Consider the following 13761-nt stretch of genomic DNA (forward strand, 5'->3'; position numbering starts at 1 on the left):
CACAGGCGGCTGACGCCCGAGCAGCCAGAGCCCGGCCCCTTTGCTGAGTGATCAGTCGGCCGCTTGTTCGAACTGGTAGCCGGCCGGCGCGCGTCCACGTTCACGGTCACCCTGCTCGCTCTGACGCCCTGTCGTTCGTCCGTCGGACAGGATTACTGTGAAACTGCGGCCGGAGGAATGGGGTGTCGAGATCGGCGATCGGCAAGGAGACCTCGATGGATTACGACATCTTCGAACAGGGCGACATGCAGCTGCAAAGCGGCGCCACACTGCGCGATGCCAAGCTGGCTTACAAGTCCTACGGCGAGCTCAACGCTGACAAGAGCAACGCGATCGTCTATCCGACGTGGTACTCGGGCCAGCACTATGACAACGAATGGCTCATCGGCGAGGGCATGGCGCTCGATCCGTCGAGATACTTCATCGTCATCCCCAACATGCTTGGCAACGGGCTCTCGTCGTCGCCGAGCAACACTCCGCCGCCGCACGACGGGGCACGGTTCCCCAACGTGACGATGTACGACAACGTCCGGGTCCAGCACCGTCTCATCACCGAGCGGTTCGGCATTGAGCGCCTGGAACTCGTCACGGGCTGGTCGATGGGGGCCGGGCAGAGCTATCAGTGGGCGGTCAGTTACCCCGAGATGGTCCGGCGGATACTCCCCTTCTGCGGCGCGGCGAAGACCAGCATTCACAACATCGTCTTCCTTGAGGGCGTCAAGGCCGCGCTCACCGCCGACGCAGGGTGGAACAACGGCTGGTACCGCGAGCAGCCGGGGGTCGGACTGCGGGCGATGGCCCGCGTCTACGCGGGCTGGGGCTTCTCCCAGCAGTTCTACCGGGAGAAGACCTACGAGCGCGAGCCGCTCCGCTACGGCTCCCTGGAGGACTTCCTCGTCGGCTTCTGGGAGGGGCTGTTCATCAAGCGCGACGCGAACAACCTCCTTGCCATGCTGTGGACCTGGCAGAACGCCGACATCGGCAAGACCCCGGGTTTCGGCGGCGTGGAGGAGGCACTGGCCGCGATCCGCGCGCCGGCTATCGTCATGCCGGCCCAGCAGGATCTCTACTTCCCGCCCGAGGACAACGAGTGGGAGGTCGCCCACATGCCCAACGCGGAACTGCGGATCATTCCCGGCTCGTGGGGGCACTTCGCCGGAGGCGGACTCAACCCGGTGGACACGAAGTTCATCGACAACGCGCTCAAGGAGTCGCTTGCGAGGGAGGTTTAGTCAGGCGCCGCTCAGACGATCAGGGTGTACGAGGACCTAACCCGTATTCGCCTTCGCTCCCGTTGACAGGCTTACCAACCAAGCGCATGCTTCGTTCGCCGCCAGGCGAAGTGCCGGTCACAGGTCAGCCTCACGTCGAAGGGATGCGCCATGCCCGCGGACCAGAACCCCCAGCCGACGCCCCTGCCAAGGCACACCAGACGGCAGGTGTTACGCGGGGCGGCCGGAGCCGTCCTCACCACCGGCGTCCTGGGTGGACTCGGCGGCACCGCCTACGCGGCCGTCGAGGACTACGACGTCGTCGTGGTGGGCTCCGGCGCGGCGGGCATGACGGCGGCGCTGCGGGCGGCCAAGCGCGGGCTGCGGACCGTGGTGATCGAGAAGGCGCCCACGTTCGGCGGCTCGGCGGCCCGCTCGGGAGCGGGCATCTGGATCCCGAACAACGAGGTCATCCTGGCCGCGGGCGTCCCCGACACGCCCGCGAAGGCGGCCGCCTACCTCGCGGCCGTCGTGGGCGGCGGGGTGCCCGCCGACCGGCAGGCCGCGTTCCTGGGCCACGGCCCCGCGATGATCTCGTTCGTGATGCGGAACAGCCCCCTGCGCTTCCGCTGGATGGAGGGCTACTCCGACTACTATCCGGAGCTGCGGGGCGGGATGCCGAACGGCCGCTCCATCGAGCCCGACCAGCTCGACGGCAGGGTCCTCGGCACTGAGCTGGCCCGTCTCAACCCCGCCTACATCCCCACGCCCGCAGGGCTCGTCGTGTTCAGCGCCGACTACAAGTGGCTCACCCTCGCCGCCGTCAACCTCAAGGGTGCGGCCGTCTCCGCCGAGTGCGTGGCCAGGTACACGGCCGCTGCCCTGCGCGGGGAGATCCCCCTGACGATGGGCCAGGCGCTGGCCGGCGGGCTGCGCGCGGGTCTGCTGGCCGCCGGGGTGCCGGTGCGGCTGAACACCCCGCTGCTGGACCTGCGGTTCGACGAGAGCGGCAGGGCCACGGGCGTGGTCGTGTCGCAGAACGGCGGGCAGGTGCTGGTCAGGGCCGCGCGCGGCGTCATCGTCGGCTCGGGCGGCTTCGAGCACGACGTGGCCATGCGCACGGAGTTCCAGCGGCAGCCCATCGGGACGGACTGGACGGTCGGCGCCCAGGAGAACACCGGAGACGGCATCAGAGCGGGCCGCCGCGCCGGAGCCGCCCTCGACCTGATGGACGACGCCTGGTGGGGCCCGGCGATCCCGCTGCCCGGCGAGCCGTACTTCTGCCTGGCCGAGCGCACGCTGCCGGGCGGCATCCTGGTCAACGGGGACGGCGTGCGGTTCGTCAACGAGGGCGCGCCGTACAGCGACGTCGTGCACGTCATGTACGACCGCAACGCCAGCGGGCCGCACATCCCCTGCTGGCTGATCGTGGACCAGAACTACCGCAACAGGTACCTGTTCAAGGACATCGCGCCGACGCTGCCGTTCCCCGACTCCTGGTACGCCGCGGGAGCCGTCCACAAGGCGTGGACGATCGGCGATCTGGCGGCGAAGATCGGCGTCCCCTCCGCGGCGCTGCGCCAGACGGTCACCAGGTTCAACGGCTTCGCGCTGACGGGCAAGGACCTGGACTTCCACCGCGGCGACAGCGCCTACGACCACTACTACACCGACCCCGCCGTCCGCCCGAACTCCTGCCTGGCGCCGCTGTTGCTGCCGCCGTACTACGCCCTCAAGATCGTCCCAGGGGACCTGGGCACCAAGGGCGGGCTGCGCACGGACGCGCGGGCGCGCGTGCTGCGCGCGGATGGGTCCGTCATTCCCGGCCTGTACGCCGCGGGCAACGCGAGCGGGGCGGTGATGGGCCACAGCTACGCGGGAGCGGGCTCGACGCTCGGTCCCGCGATGACCTTCGGCTACATCGCCGCCGACGACCTCGCCGGCGCGCCGTGACACACCCGGGTGGACGGTCGAGGACGCCGCGGCCGTCCACCCGAGGGCGGCCGTCAGACCGACGACTGGCCGTGCAGGACGAGCGCCCAGACCAACAGCGCGAAGGCGGGGACGCTGGTGAACACGCGGACCAGGTTGAACCTGGCCCACCTGGCCTCGTCGAACCGCTGACGGACGGCGGCCACGTCGATCCGGTCAGGATCCCCCGCCGCCTTGATCGCGTCGTTGCGCGGCACGTTGATGGCGATCGTGATGACGAAGGTGACGGCGTACAGCACGAGGGCGACGAGGATCCACAGGAAGGCGGGCCTGCCGAGCTGCGTCGCCGCGGCGGCGATGGTGAACAGCAGGGCGCCGAGGAAGCCGCCGCCGATGAACCACGGATTGATGATCGCCCGGTCGAGCGCCTGGAACGCCCCGACGAAGGTGCGATCGTCGGTCCGCTTGAGTCCTGGCATGACGGTGTGCGCGTAGAGGGCGAACACGCTGGAGACCATTCCCATCGAAAGCGTCGCGGCGATCAGTGCCAGCGTCCGGAGTACGTCCATCGTGCGCTCCCAACGTGAGGTGTGGGCGGATACGCCCGGGATGACCGTAGCGGACGAACCGGGTCGCCTGCCTCCGCTTCGGCCACGCTCCAGCGTTGCTCGTCTCGCCCATCGGGAGCTGCCGTCAAGCGTCCAGGGGCCGCTCGCCGAGCGAGCCGCTGACGATCACGGTAGGGCGGGCGCTAGCCTCGTCACGCTGGGTGTCGTGGGGCAGGTTCCGAGCTTGAAGGAGCGAGCAAAAATGATCTTCATCACCGCGAAGTTCCACGTACGGCCGGAGCACGCCGACACGTGGCCCGAGATCACGGACGAGTTCACCAGGGCCACCCGCGGCGAGCCAGGGTGCCTGTGGTTCGACTGGTCGCGCAGCGTCGAGAGGCCCGACGAGTACGTCCTGGTCGAGGCGTTCCGCGATGGCGAGGCAGGCGCCGCCCACGTCCAGTCCGAGCACTTCAGGGAGGCGCAGCGGACGCTTCCCGGATACCTGGTGGAGACGCCGCGGATCGTGAACGCGGAGGTGCCGCAGCAGGACTGGTCGCTCCTCGGCGAGCTCGCGGTTCCCGAGGGTCGCGCGTAGCTCAGCGAGCCGTCCCCGCCGATGACCGCGGGCACGCGCCCGCACGACGCCGGGATGCCAGGCCGTGAAACGCACGGCACCGATGATCGCGGCGATCTGGGTGATCCAGCCGTTCCAGATGTCGAAAGGGGCCGGGCGGACGCGTGTCCGCTCGGCCCCTCAGGTTTCATCGCGACGGTCCCGCCGGCTGCTCCCCGGATTCCGCCGGCGACGGCCGCCGCCTGCTGGGGCTCTTCCAGCCGCGGCGGGCGGGACGGATCATCAAGGGCAAGCTGGATGATCGGGAGATCAGCCCTCCGCCGCCGCACAGCAGGCGGCTACCTGGTTTCCGGTCTTGGATCAGAACGTTTGCGAGCGTGGTGTCGAGCTTCCGTCCTAGCTCCACCTCGAGCTGCTTGTTGCGCAGCTCCTGCTCAAACTTGTTCCTGGCCTCGTACCTGACCGGCTTCCTGCCGTCGGTGTTCGCCTAGCTGTGGTCGTAGTGCATGCCGTCGGTGTCGGCCCAGTTGCGGTCGTGGTGCTTGCCGTCGGTGTCGGCCCAGTGGTCGTGGTGCCCGGTGAGGGTGTCGAACCAGTCGTGCTTGACCGGCTTCTTGTTGTGGGGGTCGGCCCAGTGGTCGTGGTGCTTGCCGTCGGAGTCGAGCCAGTCGTGCTTGACCGGCTTCTTGTTGTGGGGGTCGGTCCAGTGGTCGTGGTGCTTGCCGTCGGAGTCGAGCCAGTCGTGCTTGACCGGCTTCTTGTTGTGGGGGTCGGTCCAGTGGTCGTGGTGCTTGCCGTCGGTGTCGGCCCAGTGGTCGTGGTGCCCGGTGAGGGTGTCGAACCAGTCGTGCTTGACCGGCTTCTTGTTGTGGGGGTCGGTCCAGTGGTCGTGGTGCTTGCCGTCGGAGTCGAACCAGTCGTGCTTGACCGGCTTCTTGTTGTGGGGGTCGGTCCAGTGGTCGTGGTGCTTGCCGTCGGAGTCGAACCAGTCGTGCTTGACCGGCTTCTTGTTGTGGGGGTCGGTCCAGTGGTCGTGGTGCTTGCCGTCGGAGTCGAGCCAGTCGTGCTTGACCGGCTTCTTGTTGTGGGGGTCGGTCCAGTGGTCGTGGTGCTTGCCGTCGGAGTCGAGCCAGTCGTGCTTGACCGGCTTCTTGTTGTGGGGGTCGGTCCAGTGGTCGTGGTGCTTGCCGTCGGTGTCGGCCCAGTGGTCGTGGTGCCCGGTGAGGGTGTCGAACCAGTCGTGCTTGACCGGCTTCTTGTTGTGGGGGTCGGTCCAGTGGTCGTGGTGCTTGCCGTCGGAGTCGAGCCAGTCGTGCTTGACCGGCTTCTTGTTGTGGAGGTCTACCCAGTCGTACGCGTCGGCGTCGGCACGCTGCTTGGCGTCGGCGTCGGCGTCGGCGTCGACGTCGGCACGCTGCTTGGCCTCGGCCTCAGCCTCGGCGTCGGCGAGGTTGCGCGCGTCGGCGTCGGCACGCTGCTTGGCGTCGGCGTCGGCGTCGGCGTCGACGTCGACGTCAGCGCGGTTGCGCGCCTCTGCGTCGTTGCGCGCCTTGGCGTCGGCGTCAGCGTCGGCGTCGGCCCGGTTGCGCGCCTCTGCGTCGTTGCGCGCGTCGGCGTCAGCGCGCTGCCTGGCGTCCGCCTCGGCACGCTGCTTGGCTTCCGCCTCGGCGCGCTGCTTGGCGTCGGCGCTGCTGCGCGAGTCGGAAGAGGTGTTCAGATGGACGTTGACGTTCTGGTGCAGGTTCTGCGACTGGCTTTGCATCTGCTTCTGCAGCTGCTTCTGGAACTGACGCTGCTTCTGTAGCTGCCTGTTGAACCGGTGGAACAGGTGCCTGCCCCAGCCGTGACCGCAGCCGCCGTGACCGCAGCCGCTCCAGCTGGTGCTGGAGGCGGTGCTCGCGCTGGCGGCGGTGGCTGCCGTCGCGGCGCCAAGGCCCCCAGTGCCGGCGCTCAGAACGCAGCAGACGGCGGCCGTTGTGACGACACCCTTGAGTTTGCTCATTGCTCGATTCCCCCGTGAAAAGACTCGATTTGCACCAGCATGGCTATTTGCCAAATAGCTGGAAAACGCCCTTTGTAACCCTGAAGGATTATCTTGCGCGCAACGTAGATATCCCGTCCATCATCGGATAAACGGACATTACCCGCTTCTTTGTGCAACCTGCGTCTTGCTTGACTAGTTGGATTTTCCACCCATGTATCCGCGCCTTCTCCAGGCCGGGTGCCATCGCGTTCTCTTTCGGCTGACCAGGTGGGACGGCGCATCAAGCGCCCACTCTCGGCTGCGAGTGATTCATGAGAGGCGCTTGATCGGCTCTTTTCCCATCCCTCCTCGCGTCCTTTAAGGGTGCTGCGGCATGGCGAGGCTGAGCGGGGCGGGCATCACGCAAAAGGGAAAACGTCTATTTGGTAATCTGTGGCGATGGGTCATTCCAAAAGGGGCGAAGGGGCTATTTGTCATACTCTTTGGGACGTAAGTCGAAATATCGAGGCGTAAGGCGCGCGTCCCCCGACGAGTAAGTCCTAAGAGCTGCTGACGCAATGAGTTGAGTCGGCGCCGGCAGATGAGTGCGCAGCCGAGGGTGAGGAAGGCTTCGTGGATGTCGGCGCGGATCTCCCGGCCGATGCGCGAGTGGTGCAGCAGGGAAGACCTGCTCGTCCACCCAGCGATAGGCCCGGACGCCGGCCGAGGTCACGGTGCCTCCCGGCCAGGGCGCTCCAGCCGAGGTGCTCATCCCGACGTCGTCACCTCGGCGGCGCGGGGGACCACGGTGAGACTGTAGGAGGAACGGTCCTCCGCGGCCCGTGCCCGCCGACCCCGCCCACGGGCCAGTCCGAACGTGGCGCAATCACCCGATGTGATCGGTCATTTCAGATCTTGTCCCGCTGTGTCTCAGCCGCAACCATAGGCACGTGAACCCACAGGCTTTCTACCGTGACCCGTACCCCGTCTACGCCGAGGCCCGCAGGACGCGTGGTCTCACCTTTCTGCCCGAGCTGGACGCCTGGCTGGTCAGCAGGCACGAAGACGTACGCGAGGTGCTCAGGAAGCCCGAGCAGTTCTCCTCGGCGCGTGCGCTCAGGCCCGACTACCTGCCCGGCAGGGCCGCGCTCTCTGAGCTGGTCAAGGGGTTCGGGGGAGTGCAGGCGGTGCTCACCGCCGATGGTGACGCGCACCGGCGCCTGCGCCGGCCCCTCACCCGCGGGCTGTCCCCGGCGAGGGTCGTCGCCGCGCTCCCGTTCGTCACCGCACGGGCCGAAGCGCTCATCGGCTCCTTCCTCGGCGACGGCCAGGTCGAGTGGATGGCGGCCTACGCCAAGCCGTTGCCCGCTGACGTGATCGGTCACCTGATCGGCCTTGATCCCACCGACACTCCCCGCGCGATCCACGGCGCGCAGCGGGCGGAGGACCTGCTGTTCACCGAGCTGACGGAGGCCGAGCAGGTCGCGGCGGCCAAGGACATCGTGGCCCTGCAGCACCTGCTCGACGGCTACGCTCGCGCGCGCCGGAAGGACCCGCGGGACGACCTGATCACGGAGATGGTCAGGGATCTGGCGCCCGGATCCGAGGAGCTCACGCTCGACCAGCGCAAGGAGATCGTCTCCAACCTCCAGAACTTCCTGCTGGCCGGCCACCTGACCGCGACCGCGCTGCTCGGCACGGTGGTGCTGAACCTGCTGCGCGACCGCCGCCAGTGGGAGCTGCTCTGCGAGCAGCCGCAGCTCATCCCCGCGGCCATCGAGGAGGCGGCCCGGTTCGAGGCGCCCATCCAGGGCTTTCGCCGTACGGTCACCACGGGCGTTTCGCTGAGCGGTACCGAACTGCACGAGGACGACGTGGTCTTCGTCTCCTTCGCCTCGGCCGGCCGTGACGCGGACGCCCACGAGCGTCCGGACGAGTTCGACATCTCCCGACCGGCCCTCCGCCACGTGTCGTTCGGGCACGGACCCCACGGCTGCCCCGGCTCGCAACTGGCCAAGGAGCAGGTGCGGATCACCCTGGAAATCCTGATCCGCGAACTTCCCGGCCTGTGCCTGGCCCGCACCGACGTCACCATGGCCCCCACGCTCATCCACCGCTCTCCCGAGGCACTCCACCTCGCCTGGTGAGGCGGCGGACGGATGCCGTTCGACGCCCACCGGACGGTCACTGACATCGGTGTCTGCCTTCGGCCGTCGGTATCAGGCGACCTGTTGATGATCACGAAGATGGCCGCGAACGGATGGCGTCGCCGAGGCGCTGGGGGCCGGTGCATGGGACCCGTATGGGCGGTGATGGAGACCTCCGGGTTTCGATGGCTACTCGGTGATGCGGTAGCCGACGCCCGGCGTGGTGGCGATGATCGGCGGGTCGCCGAGTTTGCGGCGGAGGCGGCCGATCGTGACGGTGACCGTGTTGGTGAGCGGATCCGCGTGTTCGTCCCAGACCTGTTCGAGGAGGTCCTCGGTGCTGAGGAAGGCCGGGGTGGCCCGCAGGAGCGCTTCCAGGAGGGCGAACTCCTTGACCGACAGGTCCAGCCGGCGGCCGTCGCGGGTGACCGTACGGCGCAGGGGGTCGAGTTCGATGCCCGCGGCGCGCAGGGTGCGGGCGCGGACGGAGGGCTGGCGGCGGGCCAGGGAGCGGATGCGGAGGACCAGTTCGGGGAAGTGGAAGGGCTTGGCGAGGTAGTCGTCGGCCCCCAGGGACAGGCCGCTGACGCGGTCGCCGGGGGAGCCCGCCGCGGTCAGCATCAGGACCATCACGCGGTCGTCGCGCTCGGTGATCATCTGGCAGAGGGTGTCGCCGTGGATCCCGGGCAGATCGCGGTCGAGGACGACCACGTCGTAGGCGTTGACGTCGAGCTTGGCCGCGGCTTCCAGGCCGTCGTGCGCCAGGTCCACGGCCATGCCCTGGTCGCGCAGGCCCTCGGCCAGCACCTCGGCGAGCGCGCGGGCGTCCTCGACCACCAGCACCCTCACGCCGGCACTCCTGCCCGCGCGGCGACCGGCGGCAGCGTGATGGCGACCCGGAGCCCGCCTTCGGGCCTGGCCTGGAGGTCGAGGCCGCCGCCGTGTGCGGAGGCGATGGCCGCGACGATGGACAGGCCGAGTCCGGAGCCGTCGCCGGAGCCGGTGCGGTCCGCGCCGAGCCGCTGGAACGGCTGGGCCAGCCGGGCGACCTGCTCCTGATCGAGGACGCGCCCGCCGGTCTCCACGACGAGAAGCGCGCTCTCGCCGTCGAGGGTGGCGGCGACCCTGATCCAGCCGCCCTCGTGGTTGTGCGTGATCGCGTTGTCGATCACGTTGTCGGCCATGCGGGACAGGAGCGTCCGGCTGCCCCTGGTCCACGCGCTGTCGCTGAGGTCGTCGGAGTGGACGGTCAGGCCCTTGGCCACGATGTCGGCGGCCCGGGCCTCCAGAGCGGCGGACACCGTGTGGCCGAGCGAGATCCTCGCGCGGTCGGAAAGGGCGCCGTGCTGGGTGCGGGCGAGCACGAGAAACCCTTCCAACAACCGGTCGACCTGGTCGAGCTCGGTGCGGAGCCGGTCGGCGAGCGCGACCGTCTGCGGGGGTACGGGCTCGGGCTTGGCCACGGCGACGTCCAGGGACGCCCGCATGGTCGCCAGCGGTGTGCGCAGCTCGTGTGAGGCGTTGGCGACGAACCTGCGCTGCGCGGCGAAGGAGCTCTCCAGACGTTCGAGCAGCTCGTCGATGGTGTCGGCGAGGTCCTTCACCTCGTCTGCGGGGCCGGGTACGGCCAGCCTTTCGTGCAGGTTGTCGGCGGAGATCCGGCGCGTGGCCGCCGTGATCGTCCGCAACGGGCGCAGCACCCGGCCCGCGATGATCCGGCCCAGCACGATCGACACCAGCGCCATGACGGCGAGCGCCACCGCCGAGCCGACCAGGAGCTGGTGTGACTGGGTCTCCCGCGCACCGGCCAACTGCCCCTCGAGAAGGGAGATGCGCTCATGGGCGGCCGCGAGCGACGAGTTCTGGGCGAGAAGGTCGCCCGTGGGCGCGACCTCACTGATCCGCGTCGAGCCCAGACTCACGAGGTTGGTGATGACCAGCAGCGCCGCGCCGGACAGCAGGAACAGGACACCGTACAGGGCGGTGAATCGCAGCCGTACGGTGCGGGCCGGCAGTGCCAGGCGTCGCAGTCTCATCGGTTTCTCCCGTTCCGTGCCGGCCTCCAGGATGCCGTGCGGGACCTAACAACGACATGACGGCCGCCGTTCGGCCCACGTTAGGGGCCTGTCCCTACAACTGACCGCATGCGAGCAACCATCGAAGTCAACGGCCTGCGCAAACGTTTCGGGCCGACCGTCGCGCTGGACGGGATGTCGTTCAGGGTGGAGCCGGGGCAGGTCACCGGCTTCGTCGGGCCCAACGGCGCGGGAAAGTCCACCACGATGCGGGTGATCCTCGGGCTGGACGCCGCCGACTCGGGCAGCGCGCTGATCGGCGGGCAGCCGTACCGTAGCCTGCGCAGCCCGCTGCGGCACGTCGGGGCGCTGCTGGACGCCGGGGCGCTGCAACCGAGCCGGTCCGCTCGCAACCACCTGCTGTGGCTGGCCCACTCCCAGGGGTTGACGGCCGGGCGGGTCGACGAGGTGATCGAGCTGGCCGGGCTGCGGTCGGCGGCCCGGCGGAGGGCGGGCGGCTTCTCCCTGGGCATGCGGCAGCGGCTCGGGATCGCCGCCGCGCTGCTCGGCGACCCACCGGTGATCATTCTGGACGAGCCGTTCAACGGCCTGGACCCCGACGGCATCGTGTGGATGCGCGAATTCCTGGCCGAGCTGGCCGGTCAGGGGCGTGCCGTGCTGGTGTCCAGCCATCTGATGAGCGAGCTGCAGGACACCGCCGCCCACGTGGTGGTGGTCGGCCGCGGCAGGGTCATCGCCGACACCAGCGTGGCGGAGCTGCTGTCCGCGGTGTCCGGCGACCGGGTGACGCTGCGCACCACGGCCCAGCCGGAGGCGGTGCGGGTGCTGGAGCAAGCCGGGGCCAGGGTGACGGCCGTCGATCGCGACACGCTCACCGTGTCCGGGCTGGCGGCCGAGACGGTGGTGCAGCTCCTCGGCCGGTACGCGGTGCCGTTCTCCGAGGTGACGGCCCATCGCGCGACGCTGGAGGAGGCCTACATGGAGCTCACCAGGAACGCGGTCGAGTACCGCGCCACCACGGGCCAGGAGGCGGCGCGATGACCAGGCGCGACGGCTTCGCCCGCCTGGTGCGCGCGGAGTGGACCAAGTTCCGCACGGTCCGCAGCTGGGTGATCGGCGCGGTGGTCGCGTCGCTGGTGATCGTGCTGCTCGGGCTGTTCTCGGCGTCGGGCAGCCACGCGTCGTGCAGCAAGGGCCCGGTCGAGGTCGACTGCCCCGAACCGCCGCGGGGGCCGGAGGGCCAGGCGGTCAGCGACAGGTTCTACTTCGTGCACCGGACGCTGGAGGGAGACGGCGGCATCACCGTCCGCGTGACCTCGATGACCGGCGAGATCCGGCTGCCCGACCTCACCCCTGGGGTCAGGCGGGTCACCGCCGGGGTCGTGCCGTGGGCGAAGGCCGGGGTCATCGTCAAGGACGGCATGCGGCAGGGCTCCCCCTACGCGGCGCTGATGGTCACGGGTCGGCACGGGGTGCGGATGCAGCACAACTACGTCCACGACCTGGCCGGACGCCCGGGCGGCGTCTCGAGGGAGGCCCCGCGCTGGCTGCGGCTGACCCGCTCGGGCGACACCCTCACCGGCTACGAATCGGCCGACGGCGCGCGGTGGACCACGGTCGGCACGGTGCGGCTGGCCGGGTTGGGGACCAGGGTCGAGATCGGGCTCTTCGCCACCTCTCCGTGCGACCTGCGGATGGCGCGGGGCGATTTCGGCGGGAGCGTCGGGCAGTGCCGCTTCGCCGAGGCCACCGCGGACTTCGACCACGTCAGCCTGCGAGGCGAGGCCGGCGGCGCCTGGAGTCACGACGATGTGGGGGCCACCAGGAACCTTGACGGGACGATCCACCATCCCGGCCGGTTCAAGCAGTCCGGCGGCACGTTCACCGTGACAGGGGTCGGCGACATCGCGCCGCACGTGGAGGGGCAGCGCATCGAGAACACCCTCACCGGCACGGCGGCGGGGCTGATCGTGGTGATCGTCGTCGCGGTGCTGTTCATCACCGCCGAGTACCGGCGGGGACTGATCCGCACCACCCTGCTCGCGAGCCCCCGGCGCGGCCGTGTTCTGGCGGCCAAAGCCGTCGTGATCGCCGCGGTGACCTTCGTGGCGGGGCTGGCGGCCGCCGCTGTCGTGGTCCCGGTGGCCTCCCGGATCCTGCGCGCCAACGGCAACGTCATCCTGCCGGTGAGTTCGCTCACCGAGCTGCGCGTGGTGGTCGGCTTCGCGGCGCTGCTCGCGGTCGGCGCCGTCCTCGCCCTCGCCCTCGGCGCCCTGTTCCGGCGCGGCGCCGCGGCGGTCACCACCGCCATCGCGCTGATCCTGCTGCCCTACCTCCTGGCGACCTCGTCCGTGCTGCCTCTCGGCGCGGCGCAGTGGCTGCTGCGGCTCACCCCGGCCGCGGGGTTCGCGATCCAGCAGAGCATCCCGGAGTACCCGCACATGACCGGCGACCACGCGCCGGCGGGCGGCTCCTACCCGCTGCCGCCATGGGCAGGCCTGGCCGTGTTCGCCGCCTACGCCGCGATCGCCCTCGGCCTGGCCGTCGTCCGGCTACGCCGGAGGGACGCGTGAGACGGGAACTGCACGCGGAGTGGACAAAACTGCGCACCACGACGGGGACGGGGTGGCTGCTGCTCGCCCTCGTGGTGCTGACCACGGCGGCGAGCGCCGCGGCGGCCGCGACCGTGTCCTGCCCGCCGGCGGGCTGCGACCACGACGTGCCCAAGCTCAGCCTCATCGGGGTCCAGCTGGGCCAGGCGGTCGCCGCCATCATGGGCGTCCTGACGATCAGCGGTGAGTACGGCACCGGCCTGATCCGCACCACCCTGACGGCGATGCCGCGCCGTACCACGGTCCTGGCGGCCAAGGCGGCCATCCTCACCGGCCTGACGTTGGCGGCGGGGACCGCCGCCGTGCTCGGGTGCGTGCTGGCGGGGCGGCTCATCCTGCCGGGCAACGGGTTCGTCCCCGCGCACGGCCAGGCGCTGCTGTCCCTGGCCGACGGGCCGACCCTGCGCGCGGCCTGCGGCTCGGTTCTGTACCTTGCGCTGGTCGCCCTGCTCGGTCTCGGCGTCGCCACCGCCGTCAGGGACTCCGCCACGGCCCTCGGGGTCGTGTTCGGCCTGCTCTACGTCTTCTCGATCCTGCCCTTCATGGTCGCCGACCCGGACTGGCAGCGACTCCTGTGGCGGATCTCGCCGATGAACGCGGGGCTCGCCATCCAGGCGACCACCCATCTCTCCAGTCTGCCCCTCGGCCCGTGGGCGGGCCTCGGCGTGCTCGCCGCCTGGGCCACCGTCGCACTGCTGGGCGGCGGGCTGCTGCTGCGACGGCGCGACGCCTGAC

At 69.9% G+C, this 13761-nt stretch carries 12 protein-coding genes; 7 read left to right on the forward strand and 5 right to left on the reverse strand.

Annotated elements, in window-relative coordinates; translation table 11 throughout:
- The first annotated feature begins 215 nt into the window (after positions 1-215).
- Both H4W81_RS41825 and kstD read left to right on the forward strand, forming a co-directional pair.
- The gene (locus H4W81_RS41825) at positions 216-1232 is read left to right on the forward strand and encodes an alpha/beta fold hydrolase (RefSeq protein ID WP_192779852.1); all 1017 of its coding nucleotides are present in this window, start codon (positions 216-218) and stop codon (positions 1230-1232) included.
- A gap of 150 nt (positions 1233-1382) precedes the next feature.
- On the forward strand, positions 1383-3164 hold the full coding sequence (gene kstD, locus H4W81_RS41830; RefSeq protein WP_192779853.1) for a 3-oxosteroid 1-dehydrogenase: 1782 nt from the start codon (positions 1383-1385) through the stop codon (positions 3162-3164).
- A 53-nt stretch (positions 3165-3217) separates the two neighbouring features.
- Here the strand turns inward: kstD and H4W81_RS41835 are convergent, their stop codons facing one another.
- On the reverse strand, positions 3218-3712 hold the full coding sequence (locus H4W81_RS41835; protein WP_192779854.1) for an anthrone oxygenase family protein: 495 nt from the start codon (positions 3710-3712) through the stop codon (positions 3218-3220).
- Between the two features lie 241 nt (positions 3713-3953).
- On the opposite strand from H4W81_RS41835, the gene H4W81_RS41840 reads away from it, so the two are divergent.
- Positions 3954-4289, forward strand: a complete 336-nt coding sequence (locus H4W81_RS41840; protein WP_192779855.1) for a putative quinol monooxygenase — start codon at positions 3954-3956, stop codon at positions 4287-4289.
- Between the two features lie 466 nt (positions 4290-4755).
- Here H4W81_RS41840 and H4W81_RS41845 read toward each other — a convergent pair whose 3' ends face one another.
- Both H4W81_RS41845 and H4W81_RS48080 read right to left on the reverse strand, forming a co-directional pair.
- Positions 4756-6270 carry a hypothetical protein gene (locus H4W81_RS41845; protein WP_192779856.1) on the reverse strand — a complete coding sequence of 505 codons (1515 nt, stop codon included), beginning with the start codon at positions 6268-6270 and terminating at the stop codon, positions 4756-4758.
- Positions 6267-6536: a hypothetical protein gene (locus tag H4W81_RS48080; RefSeq protein WP_225959046.1), complete on the reverse strand. Its 270-nt coding sequence runs from the start codon at positions 6534-6536 to the stop codon at positions 6267-6269. The genes H4W81_RS41845 and H4W81_RS48080 overlap by 4 nt, the downstream gene beginning before the upstream one ends.
- Positions 6537-7181: 645 nt before the next feature.
- Between H4W81_RS48080 and H4W81_RS49645 the strand changes: the two genes are divergently transcribed.
- Positions 7182-8378: a cytochrome P450 gene (locus H4W81_RS49645; protein WP_192779857.1), complete on the forward strand. Its 1197-nt coding sequence runs from the start codon at positions 7182-7184 to the stop codon at positions 8376-8378.
- Positions 8379-8567: 189 nt separating this feature from the next.
- Here the strand turns inward: H4W81_RS49645 and H4W81_RS41855 are convergent, their stop codons facing one another.
- Together H4W81_RS41855 and H4W81_RS41860 are read right to left on the reverse strand one after the other, a co-directional pair.
- Positions 8568-9227, reverse strand: a complete 660-nt coding sequence (locus tag H4W81_RS41855) for a response regulator transcription factor (protein ID WP_192779858.1) — start codon at positions 9225-9227, stop codon at positions 8568-8570.
- Complete coding sequence (locus tag H4W81_RS41860; protein WP_192779859.1) at positions 9224-10414, reverse strand: HAMP domain-containing sensor histidine kinase; 1191 nt, start codon at positions 10412-10414, stop codon at positions 9224-9226. Before H4W81_RS41860 ends, H4W81_RS41855 begins: the two co-directional genes overlap by 4 nt.
- Positions 10415-10522: 108 nt before the next feature.
- Here H4W81_RS41860 and H4W81_RS41865 point away from each other — a divergent pair, with 108 nt between their 5' ends.
- From H4W81_RS41865 to H4W81_RS41875, 3 genes are read left to right on the forward strand one after another with little or no spacing between them, the layout of a single operon-like run.
- Positions 10523-11455 carry an ATP-binding cassette domain-containing protein gene (locus H4W81_RS41865; protein ID WP_192779860.1) on the forward strand — a complete coding sequence of 311 codons (933 nt, stop codon included), beginning with the start codon at positions 10523-10525 and terminating at the stop codon, positions 11453-11455.
- Positions 11452-12987 (forward strand): ABC transporter permease subunit, encoded by a 1536-nt coding sequence (locus H4W81_RS41870; RefSeq protein WP_192779861.1) that lies wholly within the window; start codon positions 11452-11454, stop codon positions 12985-12987. Before H4W81_RS41865 ends, H4W81_RS41870 begins: the two co-directional genes overlap by 4 nt.
- A complete protein-coding gene (locus H4W81_RS41875; RefSeq protein WP_192779862.1) occupies positions 12984-13760 on the forward strand; it encodes an ABC transporter permease subunit in 777 nt (258 codons plus the stop codon). The genes H4W81_RS41870 and H4W81_RS41875 overlap by 4 nt, the downstream gene beginning before the upstream one ends.
- Position 13761 lies beyond the last annotated feature (1 nt).

Source organism: Nonomuraea africana (assembly GCF_014873535.1).
In the GTDB taxonomy this organism is placed as follows: Bacteria; Actinomycetota; Actinomycetes; order Streptosporangiales; family Streptosporangiaceae; genus Nonomuraea; species Nonomuraea africana.

Coding starts and splice junctions, on each gene's coding strand:
- H4W81_RS41825 (WP_192779852.1), top strand. CDS start 216: ATGGATTACGACATCTTCGAACAGGGCGACATGCAGCTGCAAAGCGGC.
- kstD (WP_192779853.1), top strand. CDS start 1,383: ATGCCCGCGGACCAGAACCCCCAGCCGACGCCCCTGCCAAGGCACACC.
- H4W81_RS41835 (WP_192779854.1), bottom strand. CDS start 3,712: ATGGACGTACTCCGGACGCTGGCACTGATCGCCGCGACGCTTTCGATG.
- H4W81_RS41840 (WP_192779855.1), top strand. CDS start 3,954: ATGATCTTCATCACCGCGAAGTTCCACGTACGGCCGGAGCACGCCGAC.
- H4W81_RS41845 (WP_192779856.1), bottom strand. CDS start 6,270: ATGAGCAAACTCAAGGGTGTCGTCACAACGGCCGCCGTCTGCTGCGTT.
- H4W81_RS41860 (WP_192779859.1), bottom strand. CDS start 10,414: ATGAGACTGCGACGCCTGGCACTGCCGGCCCGCACCGTACGGCTGCGA.
- H4W81_RS41865 (WP_192779860.1), top strand. CDS start 10,523: ATGCGAGCAACCATCGAAGTCAACGGCCTGCGCAAACGTTTCGGGCCG.
- H4W81_RS41870 (WP_192779861.1), top strand. CDS start 11,452: ATGACCAGGCGCGACGGCTTCGCCCGCCTGGTGCGCGCGGAGTGGACC.